The following is a 19,961-nucleotide window of genomic DNA, read 5'->3' on the forward strand; positions in this document are numbered from 1 at the left end:
CGGCTGTAAAGCAGGTAATACACAGCGTAACCAGCGGCCCGGACAAAGTCAGCGGTGCCGCGGCTACCGTAAGCATTCGGTGACCTGCGCCTTTTGGATGGGTGGCGGTGCCGGACTGCGCCATTCATGCAGCCGGGCACCGCCGCCGTATCTCCTTCGCGCGTCAACTGCGCTTCCGTTTGCCCCGCTTCCCATCGCCGCCGGCGCGGTCGCCGGCCTTTTCATGTCCGTAGCGCTCGGCCGCCCGCTGGCTCTTGCCCGCAACCACCACCTTCTGGTGCCATTCCCGCTGGTACGCCCGCCGGGCTGCAGCGTCATGCCGGCGGTTGAGCGCCGCAAGCTCACGCTGGAGCTTGAGGTAGCTCTCCCACCTGCGGATCTCCAGCGTCCCGTCGGCGAGCGCCGCCTGGACAGCACAGCCGGGCTCCCGATCGTGCGCGCAGTCGGCGAAGCGGCACCCGCCGAACAGCTCCTCGAGATCCCCGAACATCTCCCCCATGCCGTCCTCGGCGTCGAAAAGCCCGAAGCCGCGCACGCCGGGGGTGTCCATGAGCACCGCACCCCCAGGCAGCGGGACAAGCTCCCGGGATGTGGTGGTGTGCCTGCCTTTGCCGTCGCCGGACCGGACCGGCCCAACGTCCTGGGCGTGATGCCCGGCCAGGGCGTTGATCAGCGTGGACTTTCCGGCGCCGGAGGGGCCCAGCAGGACCAGGGTCCCCCCGGCCGGCACGTGTCCGAGCAGTTCGTCGAGGCCGTCGCCCTGTTCCGCCGAGGTGGTGACCACGGCAACGCCGGCAGCCTGCAGGATGACCTTCCCGACGACGTCGTCCGCGATGTCGGCAAGGTCCGCTTTGGTGATGATCACCAGCGGGGTGGCTCCCGAATCCCACGCTGCCACCAGCGTCCGCTCCAGCCGGTTGTGGGTGAGCGGCCGGTCCACCGGGACTACCACCCCCACAACATCGACGTTGGCGCCCAGGACCTGTGCCTCGGAGGATGCCTCGAAGGCGCGCTTGCGGCTCAGCGCCGACTGGCGGGGCAGCACAGCGATGACGGCGGGCTCTCCCGCCGAATTAGCGCCGAGCCACACCCAGTCGCCGGTGGCGGGAATTTCGCCGTGGACCGGGTAGGGCAGGTGCCGGAGCTCCGCGGCCCCGGCAACCAGGACCCTGTTCCGGTCCACGCGGACCACCCGCCCGGGGCTCTCCCCGCCGGGGGCGGGATGGGCGTCGAAGAGTGCTGCCGTCCGCGCTGTGAAGCCATAGGGCACGGGACCGGCCATCGGTGAAACTGACGGGGTCAAAACTGAACGGGTAGTTGTTGAATCTTTTTCGGTCAGCACGTGACCTGGAGTTGTTTTCAATGAAGAACCTCTGGTGAGGCCCCGTAGGCACGGACTCCGCTGTTTGATTCAGCCGGTAGGGGTCAGGACGTGCGGTTGGCCGGGGCAGGAATAATGACGTGGCTGGCGCGCGTGGCGCGCAGGAATATTGCAGTCATCGTCTCCACCTCCCCTGTCCGCGATCATGACTTTTTGACGTCAGTCCATGTGCTTCGCCGGGTGCATTCGCCGGCGGCTTTTCAAGGGTAAACCGTCCAGCGCGGCTTGGCTAGGGGTCACGCCGTGCCGGGCAGCGGGCCAGGGCGGCTGCCCGGAAGGCCGACCATGCGCCTGAGCTTGCTGACCCCTCCCGGCGACTGGTCCTTCGGCCTAGAGTGGGTCTGTGACGAACCTCGAAGTAAGCCCCAAGGAAGAACTGTGCCCGCCGGGACAGCCGGGAGGATATGCCGGAAACGGTCCGTGCCTGCAGTTGTGGCCGGCGCGGGAAGTTCCGCTCGGCGGAGTCCGGGCCATGAACGTCTTCCGGACCCTTCCGCAACGGGGCCTGCCCACCGTGGGCGCCTGGTGCTTCCTGGACAGTTTCGGCCCGGACCGGGTGGCCATGTCCGTCCTGCCGCACCCGCACACCGGCTTGCAGACCGTAACGTGGCCCCTGGCCGGCACCATCAGGCACCGCGACAGCGTGGGCAGCGATGTGATTGTGCGTCCGGGAGAGCTCAACATCATGACCGCTGGCAACGGCGTCTCGCACTCCGAGTTCGCCGTGCCGCCGCACCGCCCGTCCCCCGGCGAAACGACCAATGCCGGTCCTTCGGGCGCCGGGACCGTCGCGGCGGGGGCTTCCGATGCCAGGACGGAACTGCCGCTGCAGCGCGGCCTCCAGTTGTGGGTCGCCCTTCCGGACGGCGAGCGCCACCGGGCACCGGCCTTCGAGCAGCACCGCAACCTCCCGGAAGTAACCGGAGACGGTTTCACGGCAACGGTGATGGTGGGAAGCTTCGCCGGAGCGACCTCTCCGGCCACGATGTACTCCCCGATCGTTGGTGCGGACATCACCTGCACCGGATCAGTCGTCCTGCCGCTTGACCCCGTCTTTGAGCATGCGGTGCTGGTGCTCGACGGCGGCATCAGCCTCGACGGGCAGGACGTGCCGCCGGGTCCGCTGGGTTACCTCGGGACCGGCCGGCGCCTGCTGGAAGTCGACGCGCTGCCCGGAACACGGTTCATTTTGCTGGGCGGGGAACCGTTCCAGGAAGAGCTGCTGATGTGGTGGAACTTTGTGGGCAGGACCCACGATGAAGTTGCCCAGGCCCGCCAGGACTGGGAGGACCAGGCGGACCTCCCGGACCCGAAGGCTGCGGACTCGCGGTTCGGGCTGGTCCGCGGGCACGGACCGGAGGCGGGGGCCGAGGCCGGGCGCATTCCCGCGCCTCCCCTGCCGGGCGTCCGGCTCCGCCCCCGCACACGCTCCTAAGGTGTGTTGCCGGCCGACGGATGCCGCGCGGAGTCCGGAGGCTACCCCTGTTCGGCCACCAGTTGCAGGACCCCGAAGACGGGGTCCTGCTGCAGGACCCGAACGTCCGTGACGCCTTCGGCGGCGAGGGTCCGCTTGAAGGAGTCCTGCAGGCGGACCACGTTCATCCCGAGGCCGCTGCCCAGGATCACCGGGCCCTGGATGCCCAGTTTCCGCAATGCCTGGGCGGCAAGTCCGGCGAGATCCCGGCCTGCCTGCTCAACAAGGGCCTGGCTGGCGGCGTGCCCCGCGTCCGCCGCCTCCACAACGAGCCGCGCCTGCTGGGCCCAGTAGCGCCGGCCGGTCTCCGGTGAGTGGAAAAGCGCTATCAGCTTGTTGGGGTCGTCGATCTTGCAGGACCGCAGCAGGGCGGTGGTGAGTTCGTCTGGCTCCAGGCCCTGGTTCATGCGGCGGAGGCTGTGCCGGACAGCTTCGCGGCCCAGCCAGTAACCGCTGCCTTCGTCCCCGAGCAGGTAGCCCCAGCCGCCCGCCCGTGCCTCCTCGCCCCGGTCATTCTTGCCCCAGGCAGCCGAGCCGGTGCCGGCAATGACGGCCACCCCGGTGCTTGCCCCGCCGGCCGCCAGTAGCAGCCGGGAGTCATGGACCACCGTGATTTTGGCGCCGGGCACATGGGGGGCGATCAGCGCTGAAAGCGCGGCAGCGTCCTCGTCCGTGTCGATACCCCCGGCCCCGGCGTAGACCTGGGAAACCGCCCCTCCGCCGATCTTTGCGAACAGCTCGGCCAGGTGCAGTGCCGCCTCCTCGCGGCTGACGTTCTGCACGTTTGAGCTGCCAACGCTTTCATCGGCCACGGCCCTGCCGCTTTCAAAGCGGACACCGCGGGTCTTCGTGCCGCCGATATCCAGGCCGATCACCGCACCGGGCAGCCCCCCGGACGGCGAGGCCGGCGCGGCCGGAGCGTCGGGGACGCCGCCGGTGGAAGGAACAGAATCCGTTGCCGGCAGGTTGTCAGAATTAGTCACGTGAACAGACTACTGAGTGACCACAAGGAGCAGGGAATGACGGACGCCATTTTCGGTACACGAATCATCGCCGCACCCATGGCAGGGGGAACATCGACACCCCGGTTTGTGCAGGCCGTGCACCGCGCCGGCGGGTTGGGCTTCCTGGCCGCGGGCTATAAGACAGTCGCAGCCATGCAGTCCGACATCCGCGAGGTCCGCGCCGCCGGTGCACGCTTCGGCCTGAATCTCTTCGTCCCCGACCGGGCGCAGCTCAATCCGCCGCCCGCTGCCAGGGATCAGTTGGAGAGCTACCGGCGGAGCCTCGAGCCGGACGCCCGTCGCTACGGGGTGGCCCTTCCCGGGCTGCGGCTCGACGACGATGACGCCTGGCAGGACAAGATGGACGCGCTGCTGGCGGATCCGGTGGAGTTTGTCAGCTTCACCTTCGGACTGCCGGAGCAAGACGAAGTGCGCGCGCTCAAGGGCGCCGGTTCCATGGTCATTGCCACCGTCACCAGTACGGCGGAAGCCGCGCTTGCGGCGGAACGCGGAGCGGACGTCCTGGCGGTCCAGCACAGCAGTGCGGGCGGCCACAGTGCAGCCTTCCTGCCCCCGGGAAGCACAACCCGCTCCCCTGGCCCCGCGACGACGGCGGAACTGCTCGCCGCGGTGCGCAGCACAGTCGGTGTGCCCTTGGTTGCGGCCGGCGGGATCATGGATTCCGCAGGCCTTGACTCGGTGCTGGCCGCGGGCGCAACGGCAGCCCAGCTGGGTACGGCGTTGCTTCGCAGCGACGAAAGCGGCTCGCGCCAGCTCCACAAGGACGCCCTCGCCAGCCAGGCCTTTACGGAGACCCGGATGACCCGTGCGTTCACCGGCCGGCAGGCACGGGCCCTGGCTAATTCCTTCGTCCGGGATCATGAAGACGCGCCGGAGGGGTACCCTGCGATCCACCACCTCACCGCTCCGATCCGGGCGGCAGCCGCCGCTGCGGGAGACCCGGAGAGGCTGAATCTGTGGGCGGGAACCGGGTGGCGGCAGGCGGAAACCGGTCCGGTCGCGGACATCATGTCCGGGATGCTCGGGGGGTCGGAGCTTTCCTGACCGCCCGCGCAACACCAGGTGCCGCAATGTCAGTGTCCCGCGCAACGCCAGGTGCCGGCGCGGGCGGTGGCCTCAGCCTTCAGAACGTGCCCGGATCAGTCCCGCCAGCAGCCCGGGCCCCTCGGTCAGGACCATTTCCCGGAACAGCCTGACCTGATCCGGCTCGGCCTCGTGGCCGCTGCGGCGTTCGCGCCATGCCAGGCCGATTTCACGGAACGCCAGTCCGGATGCCAGCGGCACCTCCACCCAGCCAAGGTTTCCGGTGTGCTCACTCACTGTCCGGCCCGGAGCCAGGCCGCCGGGCGGGAGGATGCTGACACCGAGCCCGGCGGATACAAGCCCACGGACGGTGTGGGAATCCTGGCTTTCGAAGGCGATGCGGGGGCGGAACCCGGCTTCGCGGAACAGCGCGTCCGTGAGCGACCGCATGCCGTATCCGTGCCCCATCGCCACGAACGGATCCTGCCTGATGTCAGCGAGCCGGGCGCTCTTCCGGCGGGCCAGCGGGTGTTGATGGTGCACCACCAGCCGCAGGGGTTCCCGGTAGAGGGCGGCTGAGCCGATGCTGCGTCCCGCAGGGGCAACGGGCGCCGTCAGGACGAGATCAGCGGTCCCCGCCGCGAGTTCCGCCAGGCAGCCGTCCCGGGCGCCCTGGCTCAGGTCGAAGGCAGTCTGCGGGTGGCGGTGGTGGAACGCGTTGATCAGCAGCGGCAGCGTGGCCTCGCCAAAGGTGTGCTGGAATGCCACGGCAATCCTGCCCCGCACCACCTCGGATTCGTGCCGCACCAGGTCCAGCCCGGTCCGGAACTCGTTGAGCGCCGCATCGATGTACGGCAGCAGAGCCTTGGCCGCCGGAGTCAGCCGGATTCCCCTGCCATCGCGGATCAGCAGTTCGGTGCCCACGACGGCACTGGCCCGGGCGAGCGCCCGGCTGACCGTGGACTGCGGTATGCCGAGTATTTCCGCCGTTTCCGTCACGTGCTGCGTCCGTCCCAGTTCGGACAGGACGGGGAGCAACGGAAGCAACTGCGCCAGCTGTTTGTGCTCGATATCCATCGGGCCTTCCTAAAATTGATCCGTTATCAGCATTGGTCCTATGTAAATCATGCATTGGAAGCATGCGATCCGGCGATCTACGCTGGCTTCATGCACATGCTGTCAAAGCGGGACATGCCTCACCCCGGGCCGTGGGCGGGCCATCCGAAGGGCTCTGCTGCCTACGGACGGCTGCTTGCGGGCCTGGCGTTCGCCGGGGTGGCGACGTTCGCGCAGCTCTACTCGACGCAGGCCGTGCTGCCCATCATGGCCACGGACCTGCGGATCACGGCGGCCGAAGCGGCGCTCACCATCTCGCTGGCGACCGTGGGGCTCGCGGCCACTGTCATCCCGTGGTCCTTCCTGGCGGACAGGATCGGCCGGGTCCGGGCCATGACCCTGGGCATTTCTGCCGCGACCGTCCTGGGCCTGCTGGTTCCCCTTGCCGCCACCTTTCCCATGCTCCTGGGGCTCCGCTTGCTCGAAGGCATGGCACTGGGCGGGATACCGGCGATCGCCATTGCCTACCTGAACGAGGAAGTCCACAAGGCGCACGCCGCCATGGCAGCCGGGAGCTACGTTGCGGGGACCACGCTGGGCGGCCTGTCGGGACGGCTGGTTGCCGGCCCCGTCGCTGAGCTCTGGGGATGGCGGGCGGCCACCTTGGCCGTCTCCGTCCTGGCAGCTGTCGCTGCCGTCCTGTTCCTTGTCCTGGTGCCCAAGGCCCGCGGCTTCACGCCTGCACGCGCCAGCGGATTCCGCGGGGCCGCGAGGACCCTTGCCGGCCATCTGCGCAATCCCCGCCTGCTGGCCCTCTATGTCCAGGCCTTCCTGCTCATGGGCGGCTTCGTGGCCGTCTACAACTACCTCGGCTTCCGGCTTTCCGGTGATCCGTTCGGGCTGCCGGCCACCGTGATCAGCCTCATCTTCGTGGCATACCTGTCCGGCACGGTGACCTCCAGGCTGGCTGGAGCCCTCACGCTGAAGTTCGGGCGGCGGACCATCCTGCTGGCCGGAATCGTGCTGATGATCCTTGGCCTGGCGCTGACACTGACGCAGCTGCTGGTCCTGATCCTGGCCGGTCTTTTGGTTTTCACCGGAGGATTCTTTGCGGCGCACAGCATCGGGGCGGGCTGGACCGGAGGGATCGCCACCACCGGCAGGGCGCAGGCTGCCTCGCTGTACAACCTGGCCTACTACCTTGGCTCCAGTGCAATCGGGTGGGCAGGCGGCCTGGTTTTCCAGTCATTCGGTTGGACTGCGCTCGCCCTGACGGTCATCGGCCTGGGATGCACGACGGCGGTGATCACCGCCGTCGTGCATCCCGCGGCTGACGCGGGGAAGCCGGCCCCGGGGCAACCGGCGTCCGGGCAGCCCGCCCCCGGGCCAGCCGGCCCTCAAACAGCCGGCCTCCAAACAGCCGGCCCCTTGGCAAGGGGATCCGGCCGGCTAGCGCGTTCCCTCGACTGCCTGCAGGAGGTCCGCCACAATGTCCGCAGCGTCCTCCAGCCCCACGGACAAGCGGAGCAGGCTGGCAAGCGGCCTGGCCTCGGCGGCAACGGGCCGGTGGGTCAGCCCGGCCGGGTGCTGGATAAGGGTATCGATGCCGCCCAGGGACACGGCGTGGGTGATCATCCGGACCGCCGCCGGCACCCGCTCGGCATGCTCGGCGCTGGCCAGTTCAAACGCCAGCAGCGACCCGGGTCCGGACATCTGGGTCCCCACCAGCCCCAGCGGGTCGCACTCCGGGAGTCCCGGGTAATGGACCGCCTTCACCAGCTCGTGTCCGGCCAGGGCTGCTGCAACCTTGTGGGCGGTTGCCTGCTGCGCCCGGACCCGCACCGGAAGCGTGGCGAGCCCGCGGTGCAACAGGTAGGCCGGCCAGGGCGTCAGGATTCCGCCGGTCACGGCCCGGACCTGGCGGAGCCTGGTGGTCCACTCCGTTGACGCCGCCACCACACCGCCCATGGCATCCCCGTGTCCGCCGAGGAATTTGGTGGCGCTGTGCAGCACCAGTGTGGCGCCGTGGGCCAGGGGCTGTTGCAGCACCGGGCTGGCAAAGGTGTTGTCCACCAGTACCGGCACGCCGTCAGCGTCACGCGAGAGCTGAGCGATGTCCACCAGTTCCAGGCTGGGGTTGGCGGGCGTCTCCACCATCACCAATCCCGTGTCCGGTCGCAGGGCCGCACGGACTCCGTCCGCCGTCGTGAACGCCACCTCGGTGCCCAGGACGCCCGAGGCCAGGACGTGGTCGCTGCCGCCGTAGAGCGGCCGCACCGCCACCACGTGCTTCCTGCCGGCAGCCACAGTCGCGAGGAGGACTGCCGACAGCGCGGCCATCCCGGTGGCAAAGGCCACCGCCTCGGGAGCGCCTTCGAGCACGGCCACGCCCTCCTCGAAGCGGGCCACGGTGGGATTCCACAGGCGCTGGTAGACGGTGCTCTGGCCTTCCAACGGCATCCCGCCGCTGGCCATTTGTTCATAGGCCCGGCCGCCGTCGTGGACGGACGGAAGCGGCGCAGTGGTGGAGAGGTCAATCGGCACGGCGTGCACGCCTTGGTCGGTGAGGCCGGTACGGCCTGCATGGACAGCCAGTGAATCGGGAGAAAGCACGGGACTCCTTTGAATTATTCGCCATTGAATCCGGCAAGTCTCTGGCAATAATTCGGAGTTTCATAGGGCATACGAATGGAACTGTCGGAAAATGAAGTTTATGATGAACTCATAACCCTTGGAGGAGGCCCTGTGAGCAGCGGTGCGAAGAATATTCGGCTCGGCGCGGGAACCGAACCGCTGGACGCCATCGACGAACGGCTGCTGGCCGCCCTCGTGGATGACGCCCGCATCTCAAACAAACAGCTGGCCGAGCTCGTGGGCATCGCCCCGTCCACCGCGCTCATGCGTACCCGGGCACTGTCCGAACGCGGCATCATCCAGGGCTTCGAAGCGAAACTGAGCCTGTCCGCCATCGGCCGGTCCGTCCAGGCGCTCATCGCCGTCCGGCTCCGCGCCCACGACCGCGAACAAATCGACCGCTTCACGTCCCGGGTACCCCGGCTCCCGGCCGTGCTCTCCACCTTCCACACCTCCGGCTCGGTGGACTACCTCCTGCACATTGCCGTGGCCACCACCGAAGACCTCCGCGACTGGGTCCTGGACAACCTGGCGACCGATCCCGTGGTGGGCCACACCGAAACCACACTGGTGTTCGAACACATCCAGGGCAACCACGGGCCGCTTCCGGACTGACGCCCCCGGGCGGGCCGCTGGCCGGGCTGGACGCCCGGGTTACCGGCCTGCCCCTAGTGCCAGATGTAGAGTCCGGAATGCGCGGCGCCCATGATGTCGCTCCGAAGCACGTCCAGCTGCTCCCGGCGGAGCGCTGCAGCGCGTTCGCGTTCGGCCCAGTCGGAGAGAATCACCCGCCGGCGTTCGGCCCAACGGACCAGCGCGGCGCCCAGCCCGGCCGCAGCCGACTCGACGACGGTGGGCCTTCGGTAGGGGCTGCATGCAGCTGAACCGGTGGCGGAGACTGTGCTCATGGCACTTTCCTTTCAGGACTTTCCGGTTGTGTGTTCTGACGTTGGATGTTCTGGCGTTCTACATTCCGTGGCATGCGGGCCCGGCTTCCCGCCGATGCGGGAACGCCGAGGATGGGGAAGGCGTTCAGGTGGATCTGGACCGGGCGGGCGCCTTCCTGCTCACCTTCGTTCCTGATGTCCTCCAGCAGCCGGTGGCCGAAGGCTTCCAGGGCGCTGGTGTACCTCGCGAGCTGGTCCGCCGTGAGCCGCGCATTCGCGGTGCTGATGAGGGCGGCGTGGAGCCATTCAGCATCGAGGCTTTCGCTCCCGTGCGCCATGAAGTCCGCAAGCACGGCCTGCCTGCTGTGTTCAAACTCGCGGGTGACCAGCCTGGACGCTTCCTCTGTTGCCGGGGAAGCTGCCAGCTCCGGGGACGCGATCTGGATGGCCCCGCGCGGGCGTTCCCACCAGCGCTCCCGCGCCGTGCCTTTGCCCTCAACCTCCCTGACAAAGTCATGCTTTGCCAGTTGCCGAAGGTGGTAACTCGTGGATCCGCTGGACTCGTTGAGCAGTTCGCCCAGACTGCAGGCCGTCTGTGCCCCGTAGCGGGAGAGCATCTCAAGGATCTGCACCCGCAGGGGGTGTGCCAGTGCTTTCAGTGAGGCTGTATCGACGCGCCGCACCGGAAACGGCACATTGTCCTCAGCCGGCAGGACGGAGTCTGTGGCGCTTTCCGCGGGCGGGACTGCTGCTGGCGCCGCCTCCGGTGAACTTTTCATACGTCCAAAATACGCTTGCAAAGGAACCTTTGCAAGCGTTTCTTTGCAAGCATTTCTTTGCAAGGATTTGTTTGCATCGGATTCGTGGCACGTCGACGGCGCCCCGGCGCGATCAGGAGCGCCCCGGCGCCCACCCGCGGATTTTGGTTCCGGTCAGACTGGCCGGCGTACTGCGGCAGCGAGCGTCACGGCAGCAAGAACGAAGGCCAGGAGGGCGCAGAGCACTACGAATCCGGCCACTGCCGCCTGCAGCCCGTAGGCCGCCGTCGCAATTCCCAGGCCGATCACCGGCAGCGCGCTGCCAAGGTAGGTGATCACATAGACGGTGCTGATGATCTGCGCGTGCCGCGACGCCTCCACTTTTCCGGCCACGTCGTTGAACACGGTCCGGAAGGACACTCCCTGGCCAACGCCGGCGGCCACGCTTGCGGCGATCAGCAGCCACGGGCTCGTCCAGGCGGCGGCAGCGGCAATCAGGAGTACAGACACTGCCAGCACTGCCAGGCCGGCGGGCACCACAAACCTCCCGCGGACGGCCAGCAACTGGCTGAGGGCGGAAGCGCCGAGCGTCAATCCGGCCAGCAGTCCGATGAGGGGGCGGGAATCGGCGCCGACGATCTGGGCGAAGTAGCCGGGCGCCAGCGAAAGGCAAAAGCCGAAGACGGAGAAGCTCAGGAACCCAACGGCGGAAGCCAGCCAGAAGGCGCCCCGGGCTTCACGCGAAACGGAGGGGCGGCGGGGCGCCAGCACCTTCAGGGGCTGCGGGCCGGCGACGGACGTGATGGCGGGCCGCGCCTTGAGCAGGTACAGCGGCACCAGCATGGCGATGAGGACAACCGAGTGGAGGTAGTACGGCGTGGAGGTTGGCCCCGGCAGGAGCGAGAGGATTCCCCCGATAGCCGGGCCGGCTGCGACTCCCCCGGCGGACGCCAGCAGGGTAAAGCGTGAGGCCCAGTCGGGGCGGGCGGGCAGCAGTTCACGCAGCGCAGCGGAACTGGCGCCGGTAGCCAGGGCCACGGCGACGCCCTGGAAGGCGCGCCCCGCGGACAGCATCGCCAGGTTGTCCGCATTGGCAAAGACCAGCCCGCCGAACAGTCCCACGACCACCGCGAGCAGCAGCGCCGCCCGGCGGCCGATGTAATCGGACCAATGCCCGGCCAGCATGAGCGTGGACACAAGGGCCAGGACATAGGCGGAAAATGCCACCGTAATCCCGAACGACCCGATGCCAAGATTCGCCTGGAGCAGCGGGTACAGCGGGGTTGCCAGGTTGGCGCCGACGAGCAGCGTGAAAATCACGACGCCGGCCATCACCAGCCGCGCTGTGGTGGAAGCGTCCCATGCCCAGCCGCCGGCGGTAGCCGGACGCATGCGGAGTTCGCTGAAGACAGTCATTGTGCGTGCCTTTGCCTGCAGTGCCGGTCCTCGCCCGCTCCTTGTGGGAACGCCGCGGTCCGGGCGGAAAGAATTGATACCTACAGAATGGGTCATGCCTGAGCCTGGAGGCCAAAATAGGTGACAGAATTGAGCAAAATAGTCAATGATGCCCAGTAGATATGAACCGGAGTGACGATTTGAACAGCTTGGACACCACGGACCTGAAGATCCTCCTGGAACTGATCCGGGATCCGCGGGTCCAGATCGGCGAACTCAGCGACACCCTGGGCATCGCCCGCAACACGGCGCAGTCGCGGGTCCGCCGGATGCTCCGCTCCGGCCTGCTGCACGACGGCGGACGGGAGATTGACCTCGAGGCGGTGGGGTACGACGTCGTCGCTTTCGTGACCATCGAGGTCAGCCACCGCGAACTCGACGGCGTGGTGGGCGCCCTGCGCCTGATTCCGCAGGTCCTGGAGGTCCACGAGATCTCCGGCCGCGGCGACGTCTGGTGCCGGGTGGTGGCCACAGACACCCACAACCTGCAAACGGCGCTGCGGTCGATCCTCAGGATCAAGGGCGTGATCCGGACGGAAACCGTGCTGGCGCTGCACACGCATATCCCGTACCGCACTGAGCCGCTTATCAGCCGGCTTGCCCAGGGCGGCGCGGAGGCGCCAACCCGCAAGAGACTGGGATAATGGCTCGTGACCATCATTGACAACGCCGTGTACGTGGACGGCCGCCGGACCGCCGAGCCGCACAACCTTGAGCAGACCTTTGAGACCCTGGCAGACCACGGCGGCATGGCCTGGATCGGGCTGTACCGGCCCAACGAGGCCGAAATGTCCGCCGTGGCCCGGGAGTTCGGACTCCACCTGCTCGCGGTGGAGGATGCCATCTCGGCCCACCAGCGCCCCAAGCTGGAACGCTACGACGACGTCCTCTTCACTGTGCTTCGCCCTGCCCGGTACCTCGACGACACGGAAACGGTGGAGTTCGGGGAGCTGCACGTGTTCACGGGCTCGAACTTCGTGATCACAGTCCGGCATGCGGAGACAGCCGGAGTGGCCCAGGTGCGGCAACGGCTGGAGGGCCGCCCCGAACTTCTGTGCCACGGGCCGGAAGCCGTGCTCTACGCCCTATTGGACCAGGTGGTGGACGACTACGTTCCCGTTGCTGCCGGACTGGAGAACGACATCGATGAAATCGAGGACCAGCTGTTCAGCGGGGACTCCGCGGTCTCCCGCAGGATCTATGAGCTGGCCCGCGAAGTGATCCAGTTCCAGCGGGCCATCCATCCGCTGCCGGGAATGATGCAGCTGCTCAGGCGCGGCTTCGACAAATACGAAGTGAACACGGAACTGCAGCACCACCTCCGCGACGTGGAGGACCACGTGGAGCGGCTGATCTCCCGCGCTGATACCTTCCGCGACATCCTCCAGAATGCGCTCACCCTGGACGGCACCCTGACTGCCAACCGGCAAAACGAGGCGAGCGCCGAACAGAACGAGCAGGTCAAGAAGATCTCGTCCTGGGCGGCCATTTTCTTCGCCCCGTCCTTCGTGGCCGGGGTCTACGGCATGAATTTCGACCACATGCCTGAACTGCACTGGGCTTTCGGCTATCCGCTGGCGATTGCCATGATGGCCGCAACGGCAACACTCATGTACGTCATCTTTAAGCGGAAGGGCTGGCTCTAGGAGCCGCCGGCATGACTGGTTCCCAGGCCGGCGGCCCGCAGCCGGCTCTTCGCCCGGGCCGGATCCTCGTCCCCGGCACCGCCCGGCAGCTGGGTACGTTCGGATTGTTCGCCCCGGCCCCCGGCCAGCGGCGGACCGTGGACGTCACCGGAGGGCCGCTGGAGGTAAAGAGCGCCGAAGGGGACCTTTTGTGGGTAGGTTTCCGCGAACTCACCGGCGCGGCAGCGCCCGCCCGGGACTTCGCCGCCCTGGCCGGCCGGTTCGGGGAGTGGGTGGTGGACGGGCTCCCGTCCCGGGCCGGTGCCGCCGGTTCCCCGGAGTGGCAGCGATTCCTGGACGTCGTGGACGTGTTGTTTGCCGCGGACGTGACCCTGTTCGTCATCGGTCCGGCGCTGCCGGAGTTCGGCCCGGACAGTCCGTTGTCGCGCCTTCTCCGGGTGGATTCCGACCACGAGCTTCCGGCCGCGCATTCGTCCGGGAGCTAGTCCCGCTCCGACTGGACAATGGTCACGGTGCCGGCGCCGCCGTCGACCTCTATCCGCTGACCGCTCGCGATCCGGCGGGTCGCCACTCCGGTGCCCAGCACGGCGGGGATGCCGTATTCCCGGGCCACGATGGAGCCGTGGCTCAGTGGACCGCCAACGTCGGTGACGACGGCCGACGCCATGGCGAACAGCGGAGTCCATGCGGGAGTGGTGATGCGGGCCACCAGCACCTCCCCCGGCTGCATCAGGGAAAAGTCTTCGGGACCGGCCAGCACCCGGGCAGGAGCACTGACCCGCCCCTGGCTGGCGCCCACACCCTTGATGGTGTTCCCCTGTTGGTCCTGGGACCCCTCCGGCATCATCCCGGCGAGGGACCGCTGCAGCCACCGGATCTCCGGCAGCATCTGCGGGGCGGTGGCGCTGCGCTGCCCCCGCCAGCTCAACCGGCGCTCAGCGACTGCCTCAGCCAGGACCGGCCGGTCAGCACCGGTAATTGCCGCCGGGCCGCCCGGGGCCGCAAGGCCGAATTCGACGGCGCTGCCGACTTCCTGGTGTCGAAGCCAGAACACGTCGCCGGGGTCTGCAATGAGGCCGGCCGCCACCAGCCGCTGCCCCAGTTCGCGGAGCATGCGCCGCATCAGCGGCCACCCGAGCCCGACGTCGGCAAGCGCGTCTTCGCGGATCGGCGCCGGCCCCTGCGCCCACCGGAGCAGACGAACGAAGGCCTTCCTGCGGGCAGGGTGCAAGCGCGCCAGTATCCTGTTCGTGCTGTCCTCACGGCGGGCGGCAGCGAGCGCCTGCCGCCGGTGCGGGTCGTTGCCCTGCCCGCGCAGGTAGAACTTGAGCGTGTCCAGCAGCGGGGACGCGTCGTCCGCCGGCACGGGATTGACGAAGTCCAGGTTGTAGACGGTGTGCCCGAAGCGGTCCAGGTGCTGCTGGAAACGGTCCTCCCACTGCTGCCACAGGCCTGGATCCATCCCGCTGGGAGGCGTCCCCGACAGCTGGGCCCGGGCCAGTGATTTTGTCGGCGTCGCCAGGATGGCCTCTGTGAGCCCGGGGACGTCGCGGGACCACCCGGCCAGGTCGAAGAGGGATTTCTCGGCCCGGATCGGCTGGCTGTCGTAGCCGAGCAGGAACGTCGCCGCAGGCGGGTCGCCGTCCTGCCGGACAAACTTGTCGTAGAACTTCTGGAACGCGAGTTCGCTGGACGTCGCGATCGGAATGATGGACTGGACGGCCGTGTAGTACACCGTGCCGGCGTCAAGCAGCGCAGATACCCCCTCCAGCAGTTCCTGCCCGCCCAGGTCTGCAACGGGCTTCGCGGACCATGCCTCCACCACGCGCACATAGCGCGGGTGGGAATAGTCACGCCAGCCCTGGACCCCCATATGCGCTTCGCCCCGTATAAGGGCACGGACAGCTGCGGGCGTCTTGCCCATCAGCCGCCACAACGCGGCTGTCCGGTAGTAGTAATAGGCGTAGCCGTTGATGACAGGCAGTCCAAGATCGGTGTCGCGGAGGCTGTTCCCGCCGAACGCCTCGTCCATCAGGGCATGCAGGGACCGCGACACTGAACCGTCAATCAAGTCGGCGAACAAGGGAGACAGCGGATCGGGAAGCTGCTCCACAATGCTCGCCCGGAAATAGAGCCCCTTCGGGTACGGCACGCTCCAGTCGCGCGGGACTTCCCCCGCGGGCTCGGGCAGTGCGGTGATGGGACGTGACTGGAGAATGAAGAACCTGCCGTCCGCCAGCGCCCACTCGATATCCTGCGGCGATCCAAAGTGCCGGGCGATGCGGGTTCCGTAGCCGGCCAGCAGTGCAGCCGCTGCATCGTCGAGCACGGGTTGGTGCCTGCGGGAAGCGGGGACAGGTTCCTCGCGCGTGCCCCGGCCGGCGTACGCCGTCATGACCTCCTTGTCGGCCGTCCGGCGGGAAACCACCTTGCCGGTCGCGGCCTCCACCACGACGTCGTCAGTGGAGACGGCTCCGCTGACCACGGATTCGCCCAGCCCCCATGCGGCAGCGAGCACGATCTGGTCGCGGCGCCCGTTGGCCGGGTTGGCGGTGAACATGACTCCCGCGGCGTCCGCGGCCACCATCTGCTGGACTACCACGGCCAGCCGGACCTGGTCCGGCCTGATACCTTCCCGGGCACGGTAGACCATCGCCCGGGAGGTCCAGAGGGAGGCCCAGCAGTTGATGACTGCGTCGATCAAGGCATCGGCGCCATAGACGTTGAGGTACGTGTCCTGCTGGCCCGCGAAACTTGCAGAAGCGAGGTCTTCGGCGGTGGCTGAGGAACGTACCGCCACGGCCGTTTCCATGCCTGCGCCGGGGCCGGGGCCCGGGCCGGGATCGTGGCCGGGGCCCAGCTGGCGGTAGGCCTCACGGATTTCAGCGGCTATCACGTCCGGCATCGTGCCGGCGCTAAAGAGTGCGCGGATCTGCCCGGAGGCTTCCCCGTAGTCACGGGGCGTGGCGGAGGCCGGCAGGGCTGCGTACTCCTGGATCCGCCCGGCCAGCTGGTTGTCCCGGACAAACAGCTCGTAGGCGCCGGTGGTGATCAGGAATCCCGGGGGTACCGGCAGCCCCGCCCGAACGAGTTCGCCCAGCCCGGCGCCCTTGCCGCCCGCCGTCGCGACGTCGTCCCGGCCGACTTCGCGGAAATCACTGATGTAAACCATGACCGCGATGCCTCCTGTCCGGCGGGGCCCTCCCGGGCGCCCCTGATTCACAACATACTGGCACGCGGAGCGGCATCCTGCCATGGCCGGGGCTTTCCGGTCCCGGACCTGTCCTTCGGCCCTTCCGCTACCCCGCCCGGGTCCCTAGTGTGGGTCCATGGCTGAGGCATTTTCCTCCCTCGTGGAGACGTTCAGGAACGTGGGTGTGGCGAGGGCTTACGGCGCTCCGGTGCAGATCGGGGGCGAGGAACTAATTCCCGTGGCGTTGGTGTCCTTCGGCTTCGGCGGCGGGGGTGACTCCGGTCCGGAGGGCGCCAACGGGGCCGCGGAAGGCGGCGGCGGAGGAGGCTTCGTACTCCCGCTCGGCGCTTACCTGACGGACGGGCAGGGCCGTTTAGTGTTCCGGGCCAATACACTGACGCTTCTCGCGGGGCTGGTCCCGGTGGTGTGCGCCGTAGGGATGGCAGTTCGCGGAGTGATCAAGACGGTCAACGCAAGCCGGCGGTAGCCCTGATCCAGTCCAGTTCGTAGGGAACAGAAGCCGACAGGTTCAGGTAGGCGGGGGCCGGCGGCAGTTCAATCGCGTTCGTCACCCCGACCAGTTTCTGGTCACCGTGGTCTGACCAGATGACCGGACCGCCGCTGTCGCCACGGTTCGCTGACGTATGCGGCGAATACGTGCAGAACTGCCAGGGTCCCGCGATGTCCGGGCAGGCCTCCGCGGGGACCGCTGTGAGCCGGGTTTCAACCAGCCGGGGCGCCGGATCGCATTGTGCCGCAGGGTTGAACGGGTCGCCCGTACAGCCATAACCCGCCACGGTGACCTCTGCCCCGACCGGAGCCGGCGTGGACGCCAACTCAATGGTGGGCTCGGACACGGCCGAGTCCAGGAAGAGCAAGGAAATGTCGTCTTTGATCCTTGCGGGATCGTAGTGCGGCATGGGGACGGCCCTCGCCACCCCGATGGTGTATTCGGATCGTTTCTGGCCATAGTGGAATGTCACGGCGATGGCGGACGGGCTGCGTCCGTTGTTGCTGATGCAGTGCGCCGCCGTGACCACGGTGTCTTCCGTGATCAATGATCCGGTGCAGGAAGCAATTCCTTCCGGGTAGGCCAGTTCCACCCTGACGGCCCACGCGTACTCGTCGGAGTCCGCCCTGCTCCCGTTGTAGACGGCGAGGGCCGGAGTGGCCGAGGCTGCCGTTAGGGCTGCTGCGAAGAGTGCCGACAGCAGCGGCGCCACCAATCGCCGGCGCCGGCGCGGGCGCGGGGAGCCTGGGGGGATTCCTTCTCCGCTGCGGGCCGTGGTGTGCGTGGGGATTCTTGTGCGCATGAGGGTGCTCCTCATCTTTGCCTGAAGATATATCGCGGATGTGGTGACGGAACCATGACGAAGCCAGGTTCCCGGAGATCACACATCTGCCCCCAGTCGCAGCACCATTACTCTGCTCCTCCCCGCGAGCGGCCGTCAAGGCATCTCGCCTGCAGGAAGGCAGGCAGGTTCCCGGTCAGCGGTCAGGCGGCGCGGACCTGGATCTCACCGGGCAGTGCCGCATCGGCACCGAAGACCAGATACTGGTTTGCGATCTTCTCACTGAAGAACCTGTCGTGGCTGACCACCACCACGGCGCCCGGGAAGTGTATGAGCGCCCGTTCCATGACCTGGGTGCTGGACAGGTCGAGGTGGTTGGTGGGTTCGTCCAGCAGCAGCACCGACGCGCCGGACAACAGGCACTGCGCCATCGCCACGCGCGCTTTCTGGCCGCCGGAGAGGTTCCCGATTTTCTGCTTGAGGTCGGCTTCGGAGAACTGGAACATCGCCAGGAACCTGTTCACTGACTTCCGGGTGGCGCTAAACGCCAGGCTGTCCGGCAGGGCGTTGACTGCGTGCGAGACGGTGTCGGCGTCGTCGAGCTCCTCCAGCATCGTGTTGTAGGAGACGAAGCCCGGCCCCTTGGCCCAGGAGACGACGCCGGTGTCCGCCTCTTCCTGCCCTGTCAGCACCTTCAGGAGCGTGGACTTGCCGCTGCCGTTGGCCCCCCGGACCACGATCCGGTTGCCGCGCCTGATCTCGAAGCCAAGGTCGTTGAAGAGCACCTTGTCCCCGTACGACTTGCCTAGTCCTTCGACCCGGCAGAGGACGTCCTTGACGTGCAGGCCGCCGTAGATCTCGGTGACGATCTGGTCCACCGGACGGGGCGTGCGGGACTTCTTGATCTTGGCCAGCTGGTTTCCCAGACCGCGGCTGGCCGCTTTGGCAGCCTCGCGTCGGTCGGCGATCCCCTCAGCCTCGAACGCCAGCAGTTCGGATTCGTGCACAAACTGCTGCTCGAGGGACTTGAGGCGGAACTGCTTCTGCACGACGTATTCGCCGAAGTTACCGGGGTACTCGTGCAGGTGGAAGTTTTCCACTTCAATGATCCGGGTGACGACGGCATCCAGGAACTTCCGGTCGTGCGAGACGATGACCGCTGCCCCTTTGAAGTCCCGGAACCAGCCTTCGAGCCATTCGACGCCGGCCACGTCCAGGAAGTTGGTGGGTTCATCCAGCAGCAGCACTTCCGGGTCCTCAAGGAGGATCTTTGCCAGCGCGGCCCGGTTGCGCCAGCCGCCGGACAGCTCGTCGATAGCGCACACCCGGTGGGCCTGGCTGAAGCCCAGCGTCGTCAGAACCTTGGCAATCCGCCGGGGGTAGTCCCAGCCGTCGAGGCGGTCCATGTCCTCGAACAGCTCGGCCTGCCGGGCGATCAACCGGTCAAGTTCTGCACCCGCAGGGTCCCCCGCGATGGCGGTGTCAATGGACGCCAGTTCGGCCTCTACGGCCTTGATCCCGGAAAACAGCCCGTCGAGGACGTCCGTAATGGTTGATGCCCCGTTCAGTTCGGAGAACTGGGAAAAGTAGCCGATCCGTGTTCCCGGCTCCACTGTGACCGTCCCGGACGCCGGGGTAATCCGGTCAAGGATCAACTGGAGCATGGTGGTTTTGCCGGAGCCGTTCTTCCCGATGAGCCCCACCCTGTCGCCCGGTTCGAGGCGGAAGAACGCCTCCCGCAGAATCTGGGTGTTGTCGAATCGCACGCTGACGTCTTGCAGCCGGACAAGGCTCATTGCTGCTGTCCTCTCGAGGGGTGGTTCGTGGCCGTTTACCGGACCGGCAACGAAAAAGCTCCCCCACCCGATGCTGGCACCGGATGAGGGAGCTGATGTGGTGGAGCTAAGGAGATTCGAACTCCTGACCTCTTCGATGCGAACGAAGCGCTCTACCAACTGAGCTATAGCCCCCGACCATTCATAGGCTAACCGCATCGGCCCGTGTTTCAAAAACCGGGGGCGCCACGGCACTTTCACTGCTAAGTCGGACACCGCATCCAGTACTGGTACCCTCTGAACCGGGAGCACGTCCTGCACCGTTCACTGCCGCGCACACCGGCCGTAAATTCTTGCCGGTA

Annotated in this window: 17 protein-coding genes, 1 tRNA gene and 1 pseudogene; 8 read left to right on the forward strand and 11 right to left on the reverse strand. The window is 67.5% G+C overall.

What is annotated here, in order from left to right:
* Positions 1-163 precede the first annotated feature (163 nt).
* Positions 164-1,282, reverse strand: a complete 1,119-nt coding sequence (gene rsgA / locus TV39_RS14700; protein WP_235347402.1) for a ribosome small subunit-dependent GTPase A — start codon at positions 1,280-1,282, stop codon at positions 164-166.
* A gap of 442 nt (positions 1,283-1,724) precedes the next feature.
* Here rsgA and TV39_RS14705 point away from each other — a divergent pair, with 442 nt between their 5' ends.
* The gene (locus tag TV39_RS14705) at positions 1,725-2,816 is read left to right on the forward strand and encodes a pirin family protein (protein WP_043482820.1); all 1,092 of its coding nucleotides are present in this window, start codon (positions 1,725-1,727) and stop codon (positions 2,814-2,816) included.
* 41 nt (positions 2,817-2,857) lie between these two features.
* Here TV39_RS14705 and TV39_RS14710 read toward each other — a convergent pair whose 3' ends face one another.
* The gene (locus tag TV39_RS14710; RefSeq protein WP_442853502.1) at positions 2,858-3,838 is read right to left on the reverse strand and encodes an N-acetylglucosamine kinase; all 981 of its coding nucleotides are present in this window, start codon (positions 3,836-3,838) and stop codon (positions 2,858-2,860) included.
* Between the two features lie 36 nt (positions 3,839-3,874).
* On the opposite strand from TV39_RS14710, the gene TV39_RS14715 reads away from it, so the two are divergent.
* Positions 3,875-4,924 (forward strand): nitronate monooxygenase, encoded by a 1,050-nt coding sequence (locus TV39_RS14715; protein ID WP_043482821.1) that lies wholly within the window; start codon positions 3,875-3,877, stop codon positions 4,922-4,924.
* Between the two features lie 72 nt (positions 4,925-4,996).
* Here the strand turns inward: TV39_RS14715 and TV39_RS14720 are convergent, their stop codons facing one another.
* Positions 4,997-5,980, reverse strand: a complete 984-nt coding sequence (locus TV39_RS14720) for a LysR family transcriptional regulator (protein ID WP_043482822.1) — start codon at positions 5,978-5,980, stop codon at positions 4,997-4,999.
* A 96-nt stretch (positions 5,981-6,076) separates the two neighbouring features.
* Here TV39_RS14720 and TV39_RS14725 point away from each other — a divergent pair.
* Positions 6,077-7,294: pseudogene (locus tag TV39_RS14725) on the forward strand (MFS transporter); the annotation flags it as partial.
* Between the two features lie 114 nt (positions 7,295-7,408).
* Here TV39_RS14725 and TV39_RS21785 read toward each other — a convergent pair.
* Positions 7,409-8,572: a trans-sulfuration enzyme family protein gene (locus TV39_RS21785; RefSeq protein ID WP_200891029.1), complete on the reverse strand. Its 1,164-nt coding sequence runs from the start codon at positions 8,570-8,572 to the stop codon at positions 7,409-7,411.
* A gap of 132 nt (positions 8,573-8,704) precedes the next feature.
* Between TV39_RS21785 and TV39_RS14735 the strand changes: the two genes are divergently transcribed.
* A complete protein-coding gene (locus TV39_RS14735) occupies positions 8,705-9,208 on the forward strand; it encodes an Lrp/AsnC family transcriptional regulator (RefSeq protein WP_043483179.1) in 504 nt (167 codons plus the stop codon).
* A gap of 53 nt (positions 9,209-9,261) precedes the next feature.
* On the opposite strand, the gene TV39_RS14740 is transcribed toward TV39_RS14735, so the two are convergent.
* The 3 genes from TV39_RS14740 to TV39_RS14750 all read right to left on the reverse strand — a co-directional run bounded on the left by TV39_RS14740 (position 9,262) and on the right by TV39_RS14750 (position 11,654).
* On the reverse strand, positions 9,262-9,501 hold the full coding sequence (locus TV39_RS14740; RefSeq protein WP_043482826.1) for a hypothetical protein: 240 nt from the start codon (positions 9,499-9,501) through the stop codon (positions 9,262-9,264).
* Entirely contained in the window at positions 9,498-10,259 is a 762-nt protein-coding gene (locus tag TV39_RS14745) for a helix-turn-helix domain-containing protein (RefSeq protein WP_235347403.1), read from the reverse strand. Before TV39_RS14745 ends, TV39_RS14740 begins: the two co-directional genes overlap by 4 nt.
* 153 nt (positions 10,260-10,412) lie before the next feature.
* Positions 10,413-11,654 (reverse strand): MFS transporter, encoded by a 1,242-nt coding sequence (locus TV39_RS14750; RefSeq protein WP_043482827.1) that lies wholly within the window; start codon positions 11,652-11,654, stop codon positions 10,413-10,415.
* A gap of 179 nt (positions 11,655-11,833) precedes the next feature.
* Here TV39_RS14750 and TV39_RS14755 point away from each other — a divergent pair, with 179 nt between their 5' ends.
* The 3 genes from TV39_RS14755 to zapE are packed head-to-tail and all read left to right on the forward strand — an operon-like array spanning position 11,834 to position 13,824.
* The gene (locus TV39_RS14755; protein ID WP_442853503.1) at positions 11,834-12,337 is read left to right on the forward strand and encodes an Lrp/AsnC family transcriptional regulator; all 504 of its coding nucleotides are present in this window, start codon (positions 11,834-11,836) and stop codon (positions 12,335-12,337) included.
* Between the two features lie 6 nt (positions 12,338-12,343).
* The gene (gene corA, locus TV39_RS14760) at positions 12,344-13,339 is read left to right on the forward strand and encodes a magnesium/cobalt transporter CorA (protein ID WP_043482830.1); all 996 of its coding nucleotides are present in this window, start codon (positions 12,344-12,346) and stop codon (positions 13,337-13,339) included.
* Positions 13,340-13,350: 11 nt separating this feature from the next.
* Positions 13,351-13,824, forward strand: a complete 474-nt coding sequence (gene zapE / locus TV39_RS14765; RefSeq protein ID WP_052500584.1) for an AFG1/ZapE family ATPase — start codon at positions 13,351-13,353, stop codon at positions 13,822-13,824.
* Here the strand turns inward: zapE and TV39_RS14770 are convergent.
* Complete coding sequence (locus tag TV39_RS14770) at positions 13,821-16,511, reverse strand: PEP/pyruvate-binding domain-containing protein (protein ID WP_043482831.1); 2,691 nt, start codon at positions 16,509-16,511, stop codon at positions 13,821-13,823. The two genes, zapE and TV39_RS14770, sit on opposite strands and share 4 nt — an antisense overlap.
* Before the next feature lie 157 nt (positions 16,512-16,668).
* Here TV39_RS14770 and TV39_RS14775 point away from each other — a divergent pair, with 157 nt between their 5' ends.
* Positions 16,669-17,019, forward strand: a complete 351-nt coding sequence (locus TV39_RS14775) for a spore germination protein GerW family protein (RefSeq protein WP_043482833.1) — start codon at positions 16,669-16,671, stop codon at positions 17,017-17,019.
* Here the strand turns inward: TV39_RS14775 and TV39_RS14780 are convergent.
* The 3 genes from TV39_RS14780 to TV39_RS14790 all read right to left on the reverse strand — a co-directional run bounded on the left by TV39_RS14780 (position 17,000) and on the right by TV39_RS14790 (position 19,794).
* Entirely contained in the window at positions 17,000-17,845 is an 846-nt protein-coding gene (locus TV39_RS14780) for a S1 family peptidase (protein WP_160292506.1), read from the reverse strand. The genes TV39_RS14775 and TV39_RS14780 overlap by 20 nt on opposite strands.
* A gap of 182 nt (positions 17,846-18,027) precedes the next feature.
* A complete protein-coding gene (locus tag TV39_RS14785) occupies positions 18,028-19,620 on the reverse strand; it encodes an ABC-F family ATP-binding cassette domain-containing protein (protein ID WP_043482836.1) in 1,593 nt (530 codons plus the stop codon).
* Between the two features lie 98 nt (positions 19,621-19,718).
* Positions 19,719-19,794: transfer RNA gene (locus TV39_RS14790), tRNA-Ala, on the reverse strand.
* Between the last annotated feature and the right edge of the window lie 167 nt (positions 19,795-19,961).

It is taken from the genome of Arthrobacter sp. SPG23 (assembly GCF_000876655.1).
Lineage (GTDB): Bacteria > Actinomycetota > Actinomycetes > Actinomycetales > Micrococcaceae > Arthrobacter.